A 19,952-nucleotide genomic window follows, 5' to 3' on the forward strand; every position below is an offset into this window, starting at 1 on the left:
GATCCTAGAACCGCGTGCCGACCCGTTCCAGCGGCCGGTAATGCGGTGGGAAGAGGGCGACGATTTCCTCCAGCGGTACTGGTTTGCTGAACAGATAACCCTGCACCTGATCGCAGTCGCGCTCCTGCAGGAACGCCAGCTGTTCGGCGGTTTCCACGCCTTCGGCAACGACCTTCAGGTGCAGGGCGTGGGCCATGGCGATGATGGCGTGGACGATCTCGCGGTCCTGACTGGAGTGGGCGACGTCCTGGATGAAGGAACGGTCGACCTTCAGCGTATCCAGTGGTAAGCGGCGCAGGTAGGCGAGCGAGGAATAGCCGGTGCCGAAGTCGTCGATGGACAGGCTGACGCCCAGCGCGCGAATGTTTTCCAGCAGGCCGATGGCGCGGTTGATGTTGCTCAGCAGCGCGCTCTCGGTCACCTCCAGTTCCAGGCAGTGAGCGGGGCAACGGGTTGCATTCAACAACTGCTCGATGCGCCCGGGTAGTTGATCGTTGGCCAGGTTCAGGGCCGAGCAGTTGACCGCGATCTTCAGCCCGGGATAGCCCATCTGATCAAGGCTGTTGAGGTCCAGGCAGGCGCGGCGCAGCACCCAGTTGTCGAGCACGTCGATGAAACCGTTGGCCTCGGCGATGCCAATGAAGCGTTCAGGGGTAAGCAGGCCATGCTGCGGGTGATGCCAGCGCACCAGGGCTTCGAGCTTGCTCAGCTCGCCGCTGCGCAGATCGATGATCGGCTGGTAGTAGAGAATCAGCCCGTCGTCCTGTTGCAACGCCTGGCGCAGGTCTTCTTCAAGTTGCAGCTCGTACGAGGCTTTCTGCTTCAGGTGCGGGTTGAAGAAGTGCACCACATTGCGGCCGCTGCCTTTGGATTGATACAGCGCCAGATCGGCATGTTTGAGTAGTTCGTCGGCGCTGGTGCCGTCCTGTGGGAACAGGCTGATGCCGACGCTGGTGGTCATCACGATCTTGCGCCCGGCCAGGCCAATCGGCTCCTTCATGTGCTCCAGCATGCGCGCGGCCAGGGCGCGTGGGTCGGCGGTGCTGTCGAGGCTGGCGACCACGCAGAACTCGTCGCCGCCGAAGCGCGCGATGATGTCGCGTTCACGCAACGCGCTACGGATGCGCTGTGCCACCACGCGCAGCAGTTCGTCGCCGGCATCGTGGCCAAGGCTGTCGTTGATGCGCTTGAAGTGATCGACGTCGAGAAACATCACCGCCAGGCTGCGGCCGGTCACCGCGTGCTCCTCCAGGGTGGCAGCGAATACCCGGTTGAAGCCGCGGCGGTTGAGCAGCTCGGTCAGTGGGTCAAAATGCGCCACTTGCTCCAGCGAGGCCTTGGCCTGATCGAGCTGCACCAGCAAGGTGTTGACCCGCTGCAGGTCGCGCTCCTTGTCGTCGAGCTTGCGCCCGATCCAGGCCGCGGCCAGGCTCAGGCTGAGAATCAGCAGGGTGATGGAGGCGACGATCAGCACCAGTTGCACGCTGTTGTCGGCGCTGCGCAATTGCAGTGCAGTACCGTCCGGCACCACCAGGTTGAGCGCAGCCATGCCGGTGTAGTGCATCGAGGCGATGGCGGCGCCCATCACCAGCGCTGCCGAATATTTCATCCAGCGCTGTCGACGCGGCGAGCCGTGGCGTACGTAACGGTTGAGCAGCAGCGCGGCGAAGCTTGCGCTGATGGCGATCACGATGGACAGGGTGAACAGGCCGCCGTGGTAGTAGGCCTGGGCATCCGAGCGGATCGCCGCCATACCGCTGTAGTGCATGGCGCTGATACCCAGGCCGATGATGCTGGCGGCCAGCAGCTGTCGGCTCAGGCCGGGGCGCGGCATGACCATGTAATAAACGGCGAGAAGGGCAGCGGCCAGGGCCACCAATAGCGACAGCACCGTGGTGGCAAGGTCGTAGCGAATGGCGACAGGCGCCTGGAACGCCAGCATGCCGATGAAGTGCATGGACCAGATGGCACCCGCCAGGCACAGCCCGCCGAGCAGGCCCCAGACTTGGCGCATGCTGCGCCGTTGCACCTGATCGAGGTGCTTGGTGATGGTCAGCGTGCTGAGGCTGCCAACGCTGGCGATGACGTAGGACAGTGCCACGAGCCAGGGATCGTGTTCGCAATTGAGCAGGAGTTGGCCCTGCTCGGGTAGATCTGCAAGAAAGCGGATCGAGAGTCCGTCCATAGTCACCCCGCTTGGCGGCGGCTAGCGTGCCCTGTTCAGTGAAGCACAGGCACGTCCGTACCGCCTATTTTCCATAGTCGTTGAGCGAGATCACCCGCGTTTTGCCGATGCGATGACGGTAGATCTCGCGCAGGTACTTGATCGCGTGTTTGACGCTTTCGCGCGACAGGCGGATGTCGTTGATCGAGACGAATTTTTCGGCGTCGTGGATCAGCTCGCGGTACTTCTTCTCGTACATCGGTTTGATCGCATACCAGTTGGTATCGAGGATCTTCGCCGGGTCTTCGTGCTCGTTGAGCATGGCGTCGAGCTGCGCCTCGTTGAAGCGCTCGGAGACGATGAAATCGAGCATGGCATCGTCCAGGCTGTCGTCGAAGCGATACTGGTCACGGGCGAAGCAGCGCTTGATGTAGGCGACGATCAGGGTCAAAAAGTCGTCCGACAGGCACGGGCTCTTGACGATCAGGGTGGTCAGCGACAGGTTCGCCGAGGCGCCTATCACCAGCGCATAGCGCTTGAGCGTGGTGTTGGGGAAGAGGTTGTTGAGGTGGGTCTTGAGGCGGTTCAGGTCCATGTAGGACAGCTTGTAGTCCTTGGGCAACGAGACGATCGACACCACCGAGGAGCAGTTCTTGAAGAAGTGCAGATCGCTCAGTTGGGTGGCGTCGTAGCCGCTGGACTTGTATTGCTCCAGCGCCTGGCGATAGCGCTTGGATTCGATCGGCAGCAGGCTGATGCCCTCGATGGCCTGGGTGACCTTGTTGAAATGCGGCAGGTCGATGGAGCGGAAGAACAGGTCGTCGATGTTCAGCCGTGGCGGGCTTTGTTCCTTGTCCAGTACGCGGAATTTTTCCGAGAGCTGGACATGCTGTTCGGGCACCACGGATTCGGCATAGGCGACGGCAACCGGACCGGCCAGGCTCATGAACAGGTCATTGGCGTCGAGGCGGATGGTCTCGCCGATGTCGATGCCAGCACGGCGAAAGTAATTCTGGTCGTAGTCGCTGGTCACTGCCTGGGCGGTGAGAATGTTGAAGATCTGCTGCGAGATGTACTGGTTGGCGTGGCGCTCCATGGCGGTCACGTCGATGTTGTGGATGCTGCCGTCACCGCTTTCTTCGGCGTAGCGCATGATGTCGTTGGAGATCAGCATCATGGCGTTCCACGGGCGGATACGACGCATCACGCTTTCGGCGCTGCTCTGCTCGTTGTCGAAGTTGTAGGAGAAGTCCCATTCCTCAGCCAGGTACTTGCACAGCAGGCGCCCGGCGTTGATGTGCAAGGCCTCTGACATCTCACTGCGCTGGTCGGAGATGTTCGGCAGGATGCAGATGCCGCTGGTGAATATCGGTTCGAAGACGAAGCCTCCGCGTTCAGCTTCGCCGTCTTCCGGCGTCTTGCTGTCGAAGGTCTTGCTCATGTAGGCGAACTGCTGCGCCAGGCCGAACTCCGAGGCCATGCCCGAGCCGGTGCCGCCGCCAGCACTGAAAATGTAGAAGTACAGCCGCGACTGGTTGGCCTTGATGCCGCAGGAGTCGATCAGGTAGCTGTGGATGAACTTCCAGTCTTCGTTGGAGAAACGCTGGGTGTCCTTGTTGAGGATGATCTTGGCCAGGTACTGGCCGAGGATCGGTGCGTTGCCGGCGCCACCGGCGTGCACCTCGGACAGGTCCATGATCTTCATCTTGCTGTAGTCGTCGAGAAAACCGCTCATCTCGCCCTTGCGCGAGAAGCGGATGCGCCCGGCGATGTCCTTGTCCAGGTCGCCGAGCATCACCAGCGGCTCGATGAGGAATACAGGCTTGCTGCGCTTGCTCGGGGTGCGCAGCAGGTTGCTGCGAATCCAGCGGCTGGGGCGCGAGGCCTGTTCGATGGCGGCGGTGGCTTCGCTGTGAAACTCTTCCAGATAGAACTGCCGCGCGTTGTAGACCAGCGAGGCGACGTCCAAGGCGATGTTCGAGCCGCAGCGGCCAAGGCCGATCAGGCACACCGAAGGAAATTGCTGGATACGGCTCGACTCGCCCTCGTCCAGTGGTTCAGCCAGCGGGAAGACCATGTTGCGCAGGCCGTCGAGGTTATCGAGGATGCGTTCGATATCGCGTTCGGTGAAATATAGATACTGCTCGCCGGTTTCACTCAACACCGGCAGCGCGGGCGGCGCCAGCAGGTTATCGGCAATATCGGCCAGGGTGGCTTCCTTGGCGGGGGCTACGGCGTCTTTTTTTGTTTTCATCGGTGACAGTCCGGGCGAGTCAGTGGGGTGTTGGCTATTGGCTATAAAATGACCAACCCCATTGGTTCTAGCACGGAAAAAAGCACTTTGCCTTATTACCGCTGGATATTAGGCAGATTGGCATCCAGCGCCATCGATTTGCATAAACCAAGCAAATGGTCGCAGACAAAATCTCGCAGAGCCTCTAGATTGCGCATCACCCAGCGTTCGGTGGGTGGTGCCAAGGTAGGTGCCACCGCAGTAGGCCGCACGCGGACAACAAAAAGGAAACCTTGTCGTGCAGCCCCATCAGCAAGCCTCGAATGCCTGGCGCATTCTTTTCCTGCTTTTCCTGGCCAACCTGTTCAACTTCTTTGATCGCACCATCCCTGCCATCATCATCGAGCCGATCCGCCTGGAGTGGAGCCTGAGCGACCTGCAGCTCGGCCTGATCGGCACCGCCTTCACCATCGTTTATGCCCTGGCCGGCATTCCGCTCGGGCGCATGGCCGACACCGGAGCGCGGCGCAAGATCATGGGCTGGGGCCTGGCGGCCTGGAGCGGCCTGACCGCGCTCAACGGCATGGCCTGGAATTTCTGGAGCTTCCTGCTGATTCGCATGGGCGTCGGTATCGGCGAGGCCAGCTACGCACCAGCGGCCAATTCGTTGATCGGCGACCTGTTCCCGGCACACAAGCGCTCACGGGCCATGGGCATCTTCATGCTCGGCCTGCCGCTGGGCCTGCTGCTGGCATTCTTCACCATCGGCGCCATGGTTCAGGCCTTCGGCAGCTGGCGTGCGCCGTTTCTGATCGCTGCGGTACCGGGGTTGATCCTGGCGCTATTCCTGTTCTTCATCCGTGAGCCGGCGCGTGGTGCGGCGGAGGCCGTACGCGTCAGCAGCGCGCCGGTGGACAAGCCACTGCGCAAGGTACTGGCGATCCGCACCTTCTGGTGGCTGGTGCTGGCGGGGTTGGCGTTCAATTTTGCCTCTTATGCCTGCAACTCCTTCATGGTGCCGATGTTGCAGCGCTATTTCGGCCTGGGCCTGCAGAATGCGGCCATGGCCACCGGGGTGATCGTCGGGCTTACCGGCCTGGTCGGCCTGACGGCTGGGGGCTGGATCGCCGACAAGGTGCATCAGCGCTGGGGTAATGGCCGACTGCTGTTCGCTGCTTTCAGCATGCTGGTGGCTTGTATCTGCACTGGTTGGGCGCTAAGCGCCGGGCGGATCGAGACGGCTGTGTTCGTCGGGGTGTTCAGCCTGGGCTGGCTGTTCTCCTACAACTTCTATACCTGCGTCTACACGGCGATTCAGGACGTGATCGAGCCGCGCCTGCGGGCGACGGCCATGGCGTTGTTCTTCGCCGGTCTGTATCTGCTGGGCGGCGGTCTCGGCCCACTGGCAGTGGGTTGGCTGTCGGACCATTACGCGCAAGCGGCGATGCACGCGGCGGGTGCCAGCGAGATGAACGAGGCGTTCAAGGCCGTAGGGCTGCATGACGCCATGATCCTGATTCCGGTGGCGCTGTTTCTGACACTGCTGGCGTTGCTGCAGGCGGCGCGTTGCTTCCAGCGTGATGCTCTGCGCATGCGTGAGGGGCTGGCTGCTGCTGTGGCGTGATGGTTAGGCGGTGCGCAAGGCACACCCCACGGTTTCGGCGTGAAGCCGTAGGGTGGATGTCGCTTTTTACATCCGCCAGAGCGGTGGATCGGTAAAGCGTGATCCACCCAACGGTGCTGCGGAGGTAGGGTGCGCCATGCGCACCCATTGCTGCAAACTTCAGGGCACCAGCAGAATCTTGCCATCACGCTCGCCGCTGGCGGCAGCGGCTACGGCGTCCTTGATGTGCTCCAGGTCATAAGTCGCCGCGACGCGGGTCTTCAGTTTGCCGCTGGCGATCAGTTGCACCAGCTCGCCGAACACCTTCATCTGTTGCGCCGGGTTGGCCTGCTGGAACCATTTGGCCAGCCAGAAACCGCGTAGGGTCACGTCACGGAACACGAAGGAGGCCGGCGATACCTGGCAGGCCTGGCCGCTCATCATGCCGTAGTTCACCAGCACGCCGCCGTTGGCCAGGGCCGCTGCCAGGTTGTCGGTGCTGACGCCGCCGACGGCATCGATACCCAGGCGAACTTCAGCGCCGCCCGTTGCTGCGCGCACGCGTTTGGCCAGGTCCGGGCCATCGACCAGCACCAGGTCACCGCCCTCGGCCTCGACACCGGCAATTGCCGAATCACGGCGCACCACGTTGATGGTCTTGAAACCGCGCAGTTTGGCCAGCTGGATCAGGTAGCTGCCGACACCCGAGTTGGCGGCGTTCTGGATCACCCAATCGCCTGGCTTGAGGTCGACGAACTCGCTGAGCAGCAGCGAGGCGGTGGGCGGGTTGACGGTGAGCATTGCCAGTTGCAGTGGGTCGGCATCCGGCAGCGGGATGAGTTTCTCGGCCGGGGCGTTCAGGGCCGTGACCCAGGTACCGCAGCCGACCGGCAGCAGCACGGTCTGGCCGACCTTGAAGTTGCTGACGCCTTCACCGAGCGCCTCGACCTTGCCCACGCCTTCGTTACCGCCCACGGCCGGCAGTGGCGGCAGCATGCCGTAGGCGCCGGTCAGGGTCAGTACGTCGGACGGGTTGATCGGTGCAGCCAATACCTTGACCCGCACCTGCCCGGCAGCGGGTTCCGGCAACTGCAGTGGCACCGCGCTGATCACGTCTTGCGGTACCGGGCCGCGCTGTTGGTATTCGGCTTTGAGCATGGTCTTGGTCTCCTGAAGGCACGCGCAAAATGCGTGCAGCCAGTCTAGCCTCGATAGGGCAAAGCGGAATGAATCAGCCGGCATCCACTCTGGTTATGACGGTGGTCAGGCGTCTATGCTCTGGCGGGTCCGATAACGAGGTAGACGATGGTCAGATGGTGGCTGGGATTGATGCTGGCGTGCCTGAGCGCGACGGTTGCGGCCGAAGTGCTGCATGTCGGCTTTGGTACGCACAAGCCGCCTTATGTCTACGAAGGCGAGCCGCGTGGCCTGGAATATGAATTGGTGGAGCGTGCCGCGCGTAACGCCGGTTTTGAAGTGACCGCCTATTACGCGCCGATAGAGCGCCTGCACCTGATGCTGCGCCGCGGTGAGATCGATGCCATCACCACTACACACGAGCGCAGTGGCGTGCAGGCCTTCTATTCGGACGTCTACATCCATTACCAGAACGTGGCAGTGGCGCTGGCCAAGCGCGGTTATCAGATCGAGCAGATCTCCGACCTCAGCCAGTACGCGGTCAGTGCCTTCCAGCGTGCGCGACTGCTGATGGGGCCGGAGTTCGAGCGCATGGCCATGAACAACCCGCGCTATCGCGAGGAGGCGCTGCAGATCAATCGCAACCGTCTGCTCTACAGCGGCCGCACCGATGTGGTGGTGGGCGACGAGCGCATCATCCGCTACCTGGATCGCGAGGTGAACGACCAGGTTGACGTCACCCAGCCACTGGCCTGGTTCGATATATTCCCGCCCACGCCGTACCGCGTCGGCTTTCGCCGGGACGAACAACGTCGGCGCTTCGACGAGGGGCTACGCCTGCTGCGTGAGTCCGGCGAATACCAGCGCATCGAGCAGCGTTACCTGACGGACTGAAACCTGAGGAAACTTTTACGGGGCTGCCACGGCTCGGGGGCTGTTGCACTATGGCCGCTTGTCTGACGCCTGGAGACGCCATGATGCCGCGCCTGAAACCCCTCGCAGCCCTCGGTCTGGTCGCCCTGTTCGGTTACCAGTACAGCTTCGCCGAAGATCGGCAACTGAACTCCGAGCTGGGGCCGCTGAACGTTCACACCGTCGCTGAAGGTCTGGCCAACCCCTGGGCCGTCGCCTTTCTACCTGAGGGGCAGGGGTATCTGGTGAGCGAACGGCCAGGCGCCTTGCGCCGGGTAAGTGCCGAGGGCGAAGTATCTGAACCACTGCGCGGCGTGCCCAAGGTGTTCGCCGTTGGCCAGGGTGGTTTGCTCGACGTGGTGTTGTCGCCGGACTTCGCCAAGGATCGCCTGGTCTATCTGTCCTACGCCGAGGAGGGCGACGGCGCCGCAGGTACGGCCGTAGGGCGCGGCAAGCTGTCGGCCGATGCCACGGCGCTGGAAGGCTTCGAGGTGATCTTCCGCCAGCAACCCAAGCTGTCCAGCGGCACGCACTTCGGCTCGCGCCTGGTGTTCGACCGTGACGGCCATCTGTTCATCGCTCTGGGCGACAACAACAATCGCCCCACCGCGCAGGACCTCGACAAGCTGCAGGGCAAGCTGGTGCGGATCTTCCCGGACGGGCGCATTCCTGAGGACAACCCCTTCACCAGCCGTGACGGCGCGCGCGAGGAAATCTGGTCCTACGGCCATCGCAATCAGCAGGGCGCGGCACTCAATCCCTGGAGTGGCCGCTTGTGGACCCATGAACACGGCCCACGTGGTGGCGACGAAATCAACATTCCCGAGGCCGGTAAGAACTACGGCTGGCCGCTGGCGACGCATGGCATCAACTATTCGATGCTGGCGATTCCCGAGGCCAAGGGCAAAACCGTGGAGGGCACCGAACCGCCGCATCATGTCTGGGAAAAGTCACCGGCCATCAGCGGCATGGCGTTCTACGATGCCGAGCGTTTCCCGGCCTGGCAGCACAGCCTGTTCATCGGCGCGCTCTCCGGTCAGGCGCTGATTCGCCTGCAACTCGACGGCGACAAGATCACCCGTGAGGAGCGGTTGCTGGAATCGCTGAACGCACGGGTACGCGACGTACGGCAGGGGCCGGACGGCTATATCTATGTGCTGACGGATGCGCCGAAAGGGCAGTTGCTGCGCCTGGGGCTGGCGAGCGAGTAAAGCAGGAGGGGGAGAGGCTGGGTGCGCATTGCGCACCCGAGGCGATCACTTCTTGCTGATGGTGATCTGGCGAGTGCCGCCGTAAGTCTGGCCGCTGACGCCCTTGGCGATCTGCTGGATCTCGCCGCCGCCCTGCAGGAAGGCAGCAATCTGCGCCTCGATGGACTCGCGGGTTTCCACGGCAGGGGCGGGTTTGCTGACTTTGCTGGAGGAGGACTTCACGCGCAGGGTGGCCATGACCTTGATCTCTTTCAGATGGGCGGCCGGCCATTATGCCTCAAGCAGCCTCTTTCTGCTTGGTTAATCGCCATGATGAATACCATAACGCCGCGCATGGGCGGCTTTTCGCGACAATTTATGGCTTGTTTCCCAGTTACTTACGCCACCAGTCGACCGGCCGTCGATTCGCCACACCGTCAGCCCGGTCGAGGATTAACTCGGGTAGAATGGCCGGCTGTTTTGGTGAGGTGAAACGCGATGGCCTTGATTGGGCGGATGAATTCTTTGCAGGTGGTCAAGCACACCGACTTCGGTCTGTACCTGGACGGTGGTGCGGACGGCGAAATCCTCCTGCCCAAGCGCTACATCCCCAAGGACACGCCGAGCGAAGTCGAGGACTGGCTCAACGTGTTCCTCTACCTCGACAGCGAAGACAAGCTGATCGCCACCACCTTAAAACCGAAGATCCAGCTCGGTGAGTTCGCCAGCCTCAAGGTGGTGGACATCAACCGCGTCGGCCTGTTCTTCGACTGGGGCCTGCCCAAGGACCTGCTGCTGCCGCATTCCGAAGAGAAGCGCCCGCTGCAGATCGGCGACTACTGCGTGATCTACCTCTATCTGGACAAACGCACCCGCCGCCTCACCGCCACCGCGCGCCTGGATCGCCACCTGGACAAAGTGCCGGCCAACTACCAGGTCGGCCAGGAAGTCGACCTACTGGTGGTCGAGCGTACTGATCTCGGCTTCAAGGCCATCATCGACGGCAAGCACTGGGGCCTGATCCACAAGAACGAGCTGTTCAAGTTCATCCGCAGCGGTATGCGCGAGAAGGGCTACATCAAAGAGCTGCGCGCTGACGGCAAGATCAGCCTGAGCCTGCAGCCCATCGGTCATGAAGCCGCCAGCGGTCTGGCCGAGCAGATCATCGAACGCCTGCGTGCGCAGGGTGGCGTGTTGGCGCTGGGTGACAAGAGCCCGCCAGAGCTGATCTCCGAGCATTTTCGTGTCAGCAAGGGCAACTTCAAGAAGGCCATCGGTGGTCTCTACAAGCAGGGGCTGATCCGCATCCACGACGACCGCATCGAACTACTCGACAGCTGATGCTCCAGCGACTTGAGCGCGAGCGTGGCAACTCGCATAATGCCGACGTTTTCCCGCCGGTGTAGCTCAGTCGGTAGAGCAGCGCACTCGTAACGCGAAGGTCGTAGGTTCGATTCCTATCTCCGGCACCATTTCCAGCAAAGGGTCAGCTTCGGCTGACCCTTTGTCGTTTCAGGTATGAAAATTCCCTCGTGTTGTTGTCAAAGCCGGTGTGATGATGGTTTTCGGGTTTCAGGCGGGCAATGCTTGGCCCCGCTCAGATGGGAGGTACTCATGTTCGTTCGTTCGCTTGTGTTGATCCTGGCTACGATGTTGGCCGGTGCTGCGTTCGCTGATCAGCCGCAGACCATTCGCGTCATTCCCAAGAGCTACGTCAGCCCCGGTGCCAGTGGCAGCGTCTCGGGCTCGTCGAGTTATGAGCAGCACAACCTCTATGGCGGGCAGCGTCTGCCGCAGGGCAGCGTGCGTCAGGAAAGCAGCTATGGCAGCTATTCCAGCGAAACCCGTGGTGGTATTCGCCAGAGTACCGAATATCCGGGCGGGCTGATCATCGAGCGTCAGCCAGGCAGTGGCAGTTATCAGCAACAGCGCAGTCGCTGATCTATCAGGGGTTGGCGGCAGCCTTGTTCTGATCGCCCGGCGCATCGGCGATCACCGCGCGATTGCGCCCCTCGCTCTTGGCTCGATACAGGCATTCATCGGCGCGCTGCAACCAGCCTTCCCAGTGTTCACCACTGTGCAGAATGGCGCCGCCGATGGAGACGGTCACCGCGCCGCCCGGGCTCTCCAGCTCATTGGCGACTCGGCTCAGCAGGTTTTGCGCAGCGGCGCGCAGGCCCTCGGCCTCGGTATTGGGCAGCAGCAGCAGAAACTCCTCGCCGCCGAAGCGGAACAACCGGTCTTCCTTGCGTGAGCAGCGCATGATCAGCTCGACGAAGGCCACCAGCACCTGGTCGCCGACGTGATGGCCGAAGCGGTCGTTGATCTGCTTGAAATGGTCCAGATCCATCACCAACAGGCCGTAGCTGTCGCTGTGGCGGCGATGGCTGGCCATGGCGATCTTCAGTTCTTCGTTCATCGCTCGGCGGTTGCGTGCACCAGTCAGCGGGTCATGAATGGCCAGCGATTGCAGCTGGTCGCGCTGGGTGCGGGTGCGGAAGGCGAAGATGAAGCTGAGCACACTGGCCATCATGCAGGTGACCAGGAACGACACCATCTGGTAATGACTTTCGAACACGCTGCCGGGCACCAGCAGGGCGTGGCTGACCAAGCTGATCAGCACCACGGAGGTCGCCAACAGCGCCTTGCCAGGCGTGACCATGAAGAAGTTGAAGAGAATAAGCGGATAGATCCAGAACAGGCCGTTGACCCCCAGGTTGATGGCGATCAGCGTGGCGCCGACCGAGAACACGGCGGCCAGGTAGATACCGGGTTTGACCGTGTCGCGGGTGAACCAGGCGTAGAGCACGGCGAACAGCGTGGAAAAGACGATGACGGTGTCGGCGATGCCGACCAGGTAGTTGCCGTTGAGCAAGCGGTAGACGGCGTATGGGGAGATGCCGATGACGCCGAACAGACCCATCAGGGTGATGATCGACAGCTGGAAGTCATTGCGCAGGCGCTTCAGCAAACGAGCAGTCTGGGTAGCCATAGCGTTTCTTTTCGTTGTTATGGAACAAGCATGCAGAGCTTTGACCGCTAATGGCAAGGGGCATTCCTGAGCAAAGTGCCAGTATTTTTGCCCTTGGCGACAGGTTGTTCAGTGGATACGCAGCGCGATAAGTGATTTTCCGCGCTGGTAGCGGGCCAACCGTTGGGCTAACGCGGTCGGCAGGCTCTGACAGCTCTCGAAGCCCAGGCGCTGATAGAAGGTGCGCAGCTCGGGGTGACAGAACAGCCAGACTGGCTCGGGATGTAGCGCCAGGCTGCGATTGAGCAATGCTGCTGCCACGCCTTGGCGCCGTAGCGCGGGGGCGACGAACAGGCCAGTCAGCCACTGTCCTCCCGCTACAGGACGAAGGCTCAGGGCGGCGGCGATCTCGCTGGCGTTTTCCGCCACCCACAGTTCATCCCCCGCCTGGCTGCGCATCGGCGAGCGGTGGTCGCGGTAGAACTTGTCGACCAGAGGTCGCAACTGGAGGGGCAAGCGGCGAAGACGCGGTGAGGTCATGGGTTCAGATGGCGGATCTGGCGGCTTATTTAACCATCGCATTTTGGTTAACGGTTGCGCATTTACGGCGTGGCGGGCGGTGACAGCCCGTTCGCGTCGCCGCATCATGGGGAATCGCATTTTGCTCAAGGATTCGCCGCGTGTCTCAGTCCTCTCCTGTATCCGTGGTGTTCGCTGCGCAAAGCGTTGCCGGCCAGGTACGCACGCATAACGAGGATGCTCTGGTCTGCCGTCCCGATCTGGGCCTGTGGGCGCTGGCCGACGGCATGGGTGGGCACGAGCGTGGCGAGGTGGCCAGTGCCTTGGCGCTGGAGGAGCTGGTGGGCGCCGTGCAACAGGGCGAGGAGCTATTTGCAGCGGTGCATGCAGCCCACCTGGCTATCGCCGCGGCGGCGCAACCTGTTGCGGGCGAGGCGGGCATGGGCAGTACGCTGGTTGCCGTGCGCCTGGACGGACATGAGTTCGAGCTGGCCTGGGTCGGTGACAGCCGCGCCTATCGCATCGGCAGCGAACATATCGAGCAGCTCAGTCACGACCACAGCTGGGTCCAGGCCATGGTCGATGCTGGCCAGATGAGCACCGAGGAGGCGCGTGAGCACCCACGGCGTAACGTGATCGTGCAGTGCCTGGGGCAGGTTGGAGATGCACCTGATGTTGGCCTGCTACGGGTCCGACTGGCGCCGGACGAACTGCTGCTGTTGTGCAGCGACGGGCTGACTGGTGAGCTGGACGACGCCGCTATCCAGCGCTGTTGCGCTGAAGCGGCCACGCTCGAAATGATGGTCGAGCAGCTGGTGGGGCTGGCCAATAGCCATGGCGGCAGAGACAATATCAGCTGTATCGTCCTGGGCCTTGGCCCGGCTGCCGAACCCCGTGAAGCGTCGCCCCTCGGCCTGCTGCGCAAGTTGTTCAAATCCCTTAAACCCTGAGCGCAAGTCGAGCCGCATGAGCCAGACCTCCATCAGCGTACCCGGTTACAGCATTCATCACCGCCTCGGCAAAGGCGGCATGGCCGAGGTCTATCTGGCTACCGAGCAGGCGCTGCAGCGCCAGGTGGCGCTCAAGGTGCTGTTGCATCGCGAGGACGCAGCCTTCACCCAGCGCTTCATCAAGGAAGGCCATACCGTCGCCTCCCTGCAGCATCCTTCGATCATTACCATCTACCGCATCGACCAACTCGACGATGGCCGCCATTTCCTCGCCATGGAGTACCTGGCAGGCGGCGATCTGGCTCAGTACAAGGGCCAGACTCTGGAGCCGGCGCGTGCGCTGCGCATCGTCCGGCAGATCGCCAGCGCCCTGGCGCTGGTGCACGACAAGGGCCTGGTGCACCGCGACATCAAGCCGGGCAACATCCTGTTTCGCGACGATGGCACTGCGGTACTCAGCGATTTTGGCGTGGCCAAGGAGTTGCAGCTCGACAGCGAACTGACCCAGTCGGGCATAGCCGTTGGCAGCCCGGCCTACAGCAGCCCTGAGCAGGCGCAGTGTCAGACGCTGGACGCACGCAGCGACATCTACAGCCTGGGCGTGATCCTGTTGGAGATGCTCAGCGGGCATAACCCCTTTCGCGGCAGTAGCTACACCCAGACGCTGATGAACCAGTTGCAGCTGCAAGCACCGCCGCTGCCGGAGTCGCTGGGCGAATTGCAGTGGCTACTCGACCGCATGCTGGCCAAGGACCCGGAAGATCGCTTTGCCGACTGCCACGTGCTGCTGGCCAGCCTCGATGAACTGCAGGACGCCGACCAGGACCAGACCCGTCTGAGCCCGGCCGTCAGCCTGCCGCCTCGTCCACCACGGCGGCGCTGGCTGTCCTGGGCCTTGCTTGGTCTGCTGTTGCTCGGTGCGGGTAGCGCAGGCGGCTACTACTGGCAACTGCAGCAGCGCATCGCCGGGTTGCTCGTGCTCGCTGAAACGCGCCTGAGCGAGGGGAGTCTGCTGACCCCGGCGCAGGACAACGCCGACTATTACTTTCGCCAGGCACTGGCCCTGGACGAAGACAACGCCCAGGCCAGCGATGGCCTGCAGCGTGTGCTGCAGGCCCGTATCCAGCAGTATCTCGAGCTGGCCGAGCAGCGCCTTGGCGAAGGCTTGCTGGTTCTGCCCGAGGACGACAGTGCGGTGTATTACTTTCGCCAGGTGCTTGGCTGGGAGCCCGACAACCTGCTGGCCCTGGCAGGCATCAATCGCGTGGCGCAGCGTTTTATCGAGCAGAGTGAGGCGGCCTATGCGCGGCGCGAATACAACCTGGCGCTGGAGCAGATCAAACAGGGTCTCGAGGCCGAACCTGACAACGAACGGCTGCTGGCCCTTTATGACAGCCACGAGCAGCGCGTGCGTCAGGCCGCGAGCCGCCCACGCAGCGCTCAGCCAGCCCAGCAAAACCCGATCAAACGTCTGCTGAACAACCTATTCGACTGACCCGAGGCGACCACGATGCTAAGACTGCAGTTCCTGGATAACCGCCAAGCACCCATCTGGCTGACTGACGAACGCCTGACCATTGGCCAGGACAGCCGCAACCAACTGGTGCTCGGCGATGCCGGAATCGCCAGTTTCCACGCCGAGATCCGCCAGGACCACGGCTATTACTACCTGAGCGATGCGGGTCAGGGCGCAACCTGGGTCAATGATCAGCGCGTCGGTACACGCTTTCAGCTACGCGATGGTGATCGTTTACGCCTGGGCGCCGTCGAGCTGCAACTGCTCGACCCGGCGAAAAGTGCGGCCAGGCCCGAGGCCGCGGCGCCGCGCTGGTTTCTGCAGGTGATTCAAGGCGAACACCAGGGCCGCAAGTTTCACGTCCATGGCTCGATGACCTTCGGTCGTTCGAGCAAGTGCGAGCTGTGCTTCAGCGATCTGGAGCTGTCGCGCCGGCATTGCGAGTTCTTTCTCAAGGACGACGTGCTGGAGGTCAAGGACCTCGCCTCGGCCAACGGCGTGCTGGTCAACCAGCAGAAGGTCAGGACCGCCGTGCTGCAACCGGGCGATCAGTTGAAGATGGGCACGGTGACGCTGCTGGTGATCGGGCCGAAGGTCAGCGTGAGTGATGCGCCCGACGAGGATGCCACCCAGTTCATGCGAGTGGCGGACCTGCCGCCAGCTTTGGCTGCCAAGGCAGCTGGCGGCGGCGCTACGCAGATCGCCCCGGTACCACAGGCGGCACGCGTCAGCGCCAAGGCTGCGCCGGCGGCGGCCAACCCCCTGCGTGCGGCTCAGTCCCGGCCTGTACCTGTTGTCGCGCCACCTGCGGCCAGTGCGGGCAAACTGTGGCTGGGCGGTATCGTGTTGCTGCTGATCGGCGTGGGCCTTGGCGCCGTTTCGATGCGCTTGTTGGGTTGAGTTCTACGCGGCTTGGTGCGCACGGCGCACCCTACGGGTGGTTGCCGTACGGCGATGTTGGACGCGACTCTGCCGTAGGGTGCGCTATGCGCACCGAATGCTTCGAAATACGCTGAATCTCAAGCCGGTGTCAGACGCCGCCGCTCGGCGCGTATTTCCGGCAGGTCGCTGCGGCGCAGGTAGACGCGTAGCGGCTCACCAAGATTCACTCGATCATCGATGCGTTGCTCCTGCAGCCAGGTCAGACGTTGGCGATCCAGGCGCATCAGTTCGCCCTCGTCAGCGTGCCAGACGTATTCGCAGGTAGGCGTGATGGTTTCGGCTGGTACATCGAGGCCGAAGCTGTCTTCGGAGAATCGCAGCAGGTACTGCTCGGTCTTGGCGTTGAAACCGACGAAACCCTGCAGCTGGTCGGCGGCCTGGCAGATTTGGGCGGACGTGATACTCATGGCAAACCTCGTTTCCTGTGGGGTTTGCAAGCAAGGCGAATGGTTTTGTTTATCGGCGCAGCCTAATCGCTGGTGTTGTCACCCGCGTTGTCGTGGATCAAGAAACTGCCGTGAGCGGTTTTGATGCCGTGAGCGACGCTCTTACACAGACGGCAGCCGTTTCAGGGCCGGCAGCACCTGATCGCGCAGCAGTGGCGCCAGGTCGTCAGGAAGGGGGAGGGAAGTATCGAGCCAGCGCAGTTCCTCCAGCTCGGCAGCCGGTTGTACGGCGTGGGGCAGGGCGGCGCGAAAGATATCTGCCTGCACCCTGGTATTGGCCTCGTTGGCGGCGGGCGCCTGGAACTGGCCGAGTGGTTGCAGTGCGCCGGTCTGCAGTTGCAGCTCCAGCTCTTCGAGCAGCTCACGCTGAAGCGCAGACAGCGCATCTTCGCCCGGCTCGCGTTTACCGCCAGGAAGCATGAAGAATCGGGTGTTGCGCTTGCGCACGAGCAGCAGGCGACCTCGTTCGTCGAACAGGCAGGCGGCGGCAATGTGCAGGGTGGTTGGCATGGAAAAGAGGCCCGGTCAGGGCGCCCGTGGCGCCTTAGAGGCTTTTTACGATCTAGCGAGCTAGAGCCGGGCTAGGCAAAAACAGGCGAGGAAGCGGAATGTACTTTTGTACATGAGCATTCCGAGCCTGTTATTAACAACGCCCGGCCGACGCGCAGCAGATCGTAAACAGGTTCTCAGCCGGCTAGGCCGACGTAAACGTTCTGCACGTCATCGTGGCCGTCGATGGCCTCGAGGAAGGCTTCGACTTCTTCCATCTGCTCCGGCGTCAGGCTGCTTACCGGGTTCTTCGGACGGTAGCCGAGCTTGGCCGAGTTAACGGTGAAACCCTGTTCCGGCAGTGCCTTGCACACGGCGTCGAGGTCGGTCGGGTCGGTGATGAACAGGGTCGAGCCCTCGTCATCGGGCACGAAGTCCTGGGCGCCGGCTTCGATGGCCGCCAGTTCCGGGTCGGAGCCATCTTCAGTGCTGGCTTCGATCAGGCCAACGTGGTCGAAGTCCCAGCTGACCGAGCCGGATGCGCCGAGCTGACCCTTGCGGAACAGCACGCGGATTTCGGCGACGGTGCGGTTGACGTTATCGGTCAGGCACTCGACGATCACCGGCACCTGATGCGGAGCGAAGCCCTCGTACTGGGTGCGCTCGTAGTTGACCACTTCACCGGAAAGGCCCGCACCTTTCTTGATGGCGCGATCCAGAGTGTCCTTTGGCATCGAGGCTTTCTTGGCCTGGTGCACGGCCAGGCGCAGCTTGGGGTTCATGTCCGGGTCGGCGCCGTTACGCGCGGCGAGCATGATTTCCTTCACCAGCTTGCCGAAGATCTTGCCTCGGGCATTGGCGGCGGCTTCTTTGGGTTTGGCTTTCCACTGGGCGCCCATCTGGGGTCTCCTGGCCGATAGGTGAGACGGCGTCGCAGCGCGCAGGAGCGGCCGGACGATCACATAGGCTGCGGATTCTAGTGCCTTGCGGCGCTGGCGGCACGCGCAATTTCCCGGATGGTGTTTTTGCGGTGGGGATTGCCGACGCAGCGGGGCTGCGCCGGCAAGTAGGGGCTCAGGCGTTCGGCGAGTGGCTGCCGAGCAGGGTTTGGCCATGTTTCTTCTCGCGCTTGGCCATGCGTTTCTCGTGCGCCGTTTTCAGCGGCTTCTTCTTGCTTTCTTTGTGTGAATCCATGCTTTTGCTCATGGTCGTGTCTCCGGGAAGCAGGTCATTGACTGGGGGGACGCGTTCGGGTCACTGCCACCTCCTCGGCTCCTGCAGCCGACTGCATTGCGGTATCGCCTTTCAAGCATAGCTGGCGGGCAACACTCTGTTGCGAATCGTTGGCCGTCAGGGTGCCTGGTTTTTCTATGCTTGCTCTTCGTCGTCACTCGCTCGAGGAGCTCAACATGTCCCGTTTACTTCACCTTTTCGCCGTCGCGCTCGGCCTGCTTGTGCTGATGGGTGGCGCCCCGGTGCTGGTGCAGGCAGACACTTTGCGTATCGGCATCATCGGTACCGGTAATATCGGCAGTCCGTTGGCACGGCTGTGGGTCGAAGCGGGGCATGAGGTGATGATCTCTTCGCGCCATCCTGAGCGCCTGCAAGCACTGGCCGATGAGCTGGGGGAGCGCGCAAGTGTCGGCACTCCGCGTGAGGCGGCGGCATTTGGCGAGGTGATCATGTTGGCGGTGCCCTACGGCGCGACGCCGCAGGTTGGCCGTGACTACGCCAATGAGCTGGCCGGCAAGGTGGTGCTGGACGCCGGTAATCCGCGCCCTGGGCGCGACGGGGCGATGGCCGAAAAAGCGGTCGAAATGGGCGCCGGGTTGGCTTCGCAGCAGTTTCTGCCGGGCGTGCGCCTGGTGCGCGCGTTCAATGCCATCGCCGCCTACAACCTGCGCAGCCAGGCCCATCGCAGCGGCGAGAAACTGGCCATCCCGCTGGCCGCGGATGACGAGGCGGCGCTGGAAGTGGCGGCACGTCTGGTGACTGATGCTGGCTTTGACCCAGTGATAGTCGGGCCGCTGGCCAGCGCCAAGTCCTTCGATTTCAACAGCGGCGTATCGGCGCGCATGCCTACCGCTCGTGAGTTGCGCGAGCTGCTGGGGTTGCAGCCTTAGCCGGTGTCAGAGGTAACGCCAAATCAGCTGCACGCCCGCCAGCAGAATGCCCAACCGGGCGATGCGGTAGAACCACAGGTGGTTGACCCTCGATTGCAGCCATAGTCCGCTCCACACGCCCAGTGGCACGATAGGCGCGAGCATCAGGCTCAGCAGTAAATTCTCCTGAGTGAACTGACCCAGCGCGGCGTAGGGAAACAGCTTCGCCGCGTTGGTGAGCAGGAAGAACAGGTTGATGGTGGCGACGAAACGCACCTTTTCCAGTTGCTGCGGCAGCAGGTGCATCATTACCGGCGGGCCACCAGCGTGGGCGACGAAGCTGGTGAAGCCGGCCAGGCTCGACAGCAGTGTGCCGCGTCCTTTATGCAGCGGGCGGGGTGCCTGGTTGCCAACTACCAGGCCGAGCCCGACGAAGATAATGGCGATGGCGCCGATCAGCAGGCCGATGGCGCGTTCGTCGAACAAACCGAAAGTCATCGAGCCGATGGCGATGCCGATGACCGCGCCCGGCAGCATGACCTTGAGGTTGGCCGTATCCCACTTGCCCCAGTAGGCCTTCAGGCCCACCACATCGGCCAGGCAGAGAATTGGCAACATCACCGCCACCGCCTGTTTCGGCGACGTGGCCAGTGCCAGCAACGGCACGGCGATGCCGCCCAGAGCGCCACCGAAGCCGCCCTTGGACAGCCCGGTGAGAAACACTGCCGGCAAGGCGAACAGAAGGAGATCGTGCAGAGTCATGGGTTTGGCGTACCAC

Annotated in this window: 19 protein-coding genes and 1 tRNA gene; 10 read left to right on the plus strand and 10 right to left on the minus strand. The window is 62.6% G+C overall.

What is annotated here, in order from left to right; genetic code table 11:
- Window positions 1–4 precede the first annotated feature (4 nt).
- Together RTH74_RS19175 and RTH74_RS19180 are read right to left on the minus strand one after the other, a co-directional pair.
- Window positions 5–2,185 carry an EAL domain-containing protein gene (locus RTH74_RS19175; protein WP_316915696.1) on the minus strand — a complete coding sequence of 727 codons (2,181 nt, stop codon included), beginning with the start codon at window positions 2,183–2,185 and terminating at the stop codon, window positions 5–7.
- A 64-nt stretch (window positions 2,186–2,249) separates the two neighbouring features.
- Entirely contained in the window at window positions 2,250–4,418 is a 2,169-nt protein-coding gene (locus RTH74_RS19180; RefSeq protein WP_316915697.1) for a hypothetical protein, read from the minus strand.
- 277 nt (window positions 4,419–4,695) lie between these two features.
- Here RTH74_RS19180 and RTH74_RS19185 point away from each other — a divergent pair, with 277 nt between their 5' ends.
- Entirely contained in the window at window positions 4,696–6,021 is a 1,326-nt protein-coding gene (locus RTH74_RS19185; protein WP_316915698.1) for an MFS transporter, read from the plus strand.
- A 159-nt stretch (window positions 6,022–6,180) separates the two neighbouring features.
- On the opposite strand, the gene RTH74_RS19190 is transcribed toward RTH74_RS19185, so the two are convergent.
- Window positions 6,181–7,158 carry a zinc-dependent alcohol dehydrogenase family protein gene (locus RTH74_RS19190; protein ID WP_316915699.1) on the minus strand — a complete coding sequence of 326 codons (978 nt, stop codon included), beginning with the start codon at window positions 7,156–7,158 and terminating at the stop codon, window positions 6,181–6,183.
- Window positions 7,159–7,329: 171 nt separating this feature from the next.
- On the opposite strand from RTH74_RS19190, the gene RTH74_RS19195 reads away from it, so the two are divergent.
- Together RTH74_RS19195 and RTH74_RS19200 are read left to right on the plus strand one after the other, a co-directional pair.
- Window positions 7,330–8,031: a substrate-binding periplasmic protein gene (locus RTH74_RS19195; RefSeq protein WP_179546197.1), complete on the plus strand. Its 702-nt coding sequence runs from the start codon at window positions 7,330–7,332 to the stop codon at window positions 8,029–8,031.
- Between the two features lie 83 nt (window positions 8,032–8,114).
- Window positions 8,115–9,260 (plus strand): PQQ-dependent sugar dehydrogenase, encoded by a 1,146-nt coding sequence (locus RTH74_RS19200; RefSeq protein WP_316915874.1) that lies wholly within the window; start codon window positions 8,115–8,117, stop codon window positions 9,258–9,260.
- A gap of 45 nt (window positions 9,261–9,305) precedes the next feature.
- Here RTH74_RS19200 and RTH74_RS19205 read toward each other — a convergent pair whose 3' ends face one another.
- The gene (locus tag RTH74_RS19205) at window positions 9,306–9,497 is read right to left on the minus strand and encodes a hypothetical protein (protein ID WP_003462311.1); all 192 of its coding nucleotides are present in this window, start codon (window positions 9,495–9,497) and stop codon (window positions 9,306–9,308) included.
- 240 nt (window positions 9,498–9,737) lie between these two features.
- Between RTH74_RS19205 and RTH74_RS19210 the strand changes: the two genes are divergently transcribed.
- From RTH74_RS19210 to RTH74_RS19220, 3 genes are all read left to right on the plus strand, one after another.
- The gene (locus RTH74_RS19210) at window positions 9,738–10,580 is read left to right on the plus strand and encodes a S1 RNA-binding domain-containing protein (RefSeq protein WP_084342003.1); all 843 of its coding nucleotides are present in this window, start codon (window positions 9,738–9,740) and stop codon (window positions 10,578–10,580) included.
- 55 nt (window positions 10,581–10,635) lie between these two features.
- A tRNA-Thr gene (locus tag RTH74_RS19215) sits at window positions 10,636–10,711 on the plus strand.
- 142 nt (window positions 10,712–10,853) lie between these two features.
- Window positions 10,854–11,180 (plus strand): hypothetical protein, encoded by a 327-nt coding sequence (locus tag RTH74_RS19220; RefSeq protein WP_296230243.1) that lies wholly within the window; start codon window positions 10,854–10,856, stop codon window positions 11,178–11,180.
- Between the two features lie 4 nt (window positions 11,181–11,184).
- Here RTH74_RS19220 and RTH74_RS19225 read toward each other — a convergent pair whose 3' ends face one another.
- Both RTH74_RS19225 and RTH74_RS19230 read right to left on the minus strand, forming a co-directional pair.
- Entirely contained in the window at window positions 11,185–12,231 is a 1,047-nt protein-coding gene (locus tag RTH74_RS19225) for a GGDEF domain-containing protein (RefSeq protein ID WP_316915700.1), read from the minus strand.
- 108 nt (window positions 12,232–12,339) lie between these two features.
- On the minus strand, window positions 12,340–12,750 hold the full coding sequence (locus tag RTH74_RS19230; RefSeq protein WP_316915701.1) for a GNAT family N-acetyltransferase: 411 nt from the start codon (window positions 12,748–12,750) through the stop codon (window positions 12,340–12,342).
- 140 nt (window positions 12,751–12,890) lie between these two features.
- Here RTH74_RS19230 and RTH74_RS19235 point away from each other — a divergent pair, with 140 nt between their 5' ends.
- From RTH74_RS19235 to RTH74_RS19245, 3 genes are read left to right on the plus strand one after another with little or no spacing between them, the layout of a single operon-like run.
- Entirely contained in the window at window positions 12,891–13,679 is a 789-nt protein-coding gene (locus RTH74_RS19235; RefSeq protein ID WP_316915702.1) for a protein phosphatase 2C domain-containing protein, read from the plus strand.
- A gap of 16 nt (window positions 13,680–13,695) precedes the next feature.
- Window positions 13,696–15,174, plus strand: coding sequence for a serine/threonine-protein kinase (locus RTH74_RS19240; RefSeq protein ID WP_316915703.1), 1,479 nt, complete (start codon window positions 13,696–13,698; stop codon window positions 15,172–15,174).
- Window positions 15,175–15,189: 15 nt separating this feature from the next.
- Window positions 15,190–16,095: an FHA domain-containing protein gene (locus tag RTH74_RS19245; RefSeq protein WP_316915704.1), complete on the plus strand. Its 906-nt coding sequence runs from the start codon at window positions 15,190–15,192 to the stop codon at window positions 16,093–16,095.
- A 119-nt stretch (window positions 16,096–16,214) separates the two neighbouring features.
- On the opposite strand, the gene RTH74_RS19250 is transcribed toward RTH74_RS19245, so the two are convergent.
- From RTH74_RS19250 to RTH74_RS19260, 3 genes are all read right to left on the minus strand, one after another.
- Window positions 16,215–16,544 carry a DUF2025 family protein gene (locus RTH74_RS19250; protein ID WP_316915705.1) on the minus strand — a complete coding sequence of 110 codons (330 nt, stop codon included), beginning with the start codon at window positions 16,542–16,544 and terminating at the stop codon, window positions 16,215–16,217.
- A 141-nt stretch (window positions 16,545–16,685) separates the two neighbouring features.
- Entirely contained in the window at window positions 16,686–17,093 is a 408-nt protein-coding gene (locus tag RTH74_RS19255; RefSeq protein ID WP_316915706.1) for an NUDIX domain-containing protein, read from the minus strand.
- 176 nt (window positions 17,094–17,269) lie between these two features.
- A complete protein-coding gene (locus tag RTH74_RS19260; protein ID WP_099525586.1) occupies window positions 17,270–17,971 on the minus strand; it encodes a YebC/PmpR family DNA-binding transcriptional regulator in 702 nt (233 codons plus the stop codon).
- A gap of 510 nt (window positions 17,972–18,481) precedes the next feature.
- Here RTH74_RS19260 and RTH74_RS19265 point away from each other — a divergent pair.
- The gene (locus RTH74_RS19265) at window positions 18,482–19,195 is read left to right on the plus strand and encodes an NAD(P)-binding domain-containing protein (RefSeq protein WP_316915707.1); all 714 of its coding nucleotides are present in this window, start codon (window positions 18,482–18,484) and stop codon (window positions 19,193–19,195) included.
- Window positions 19,196–19,201: 6 nt separating this feature from the next.
- On the opposite strand, the gene RTH74_RS19270 is transcribed toward RTH74_RS19265, so the two are convergent.
- Window positions 19,202–19,936, minus strand: a complete 735-nt coding sequence (locus tag RTH74_RS19270; protein ID WP_316915708.1) for a sulfite exporter TauE/SafE family protein — start codon at window positions 19,934–19,936, stop codon at window positions 19,202–19,204.
- Window positions 19,937–19,952 lie beyond the last annotated feature (16 nt).

This window comes from Pseudomonas sp. zfem001 (assembly GCF_032621725.1).
In the GTDB taxonomy this organism is placed as follows: Bacteria; Pseudomonadota; Gammaproteobacteria; order Pseudomonadales; family Pseudomonadaceae; genus Aquipseudomonas; species Aquipseudomonas sediminis.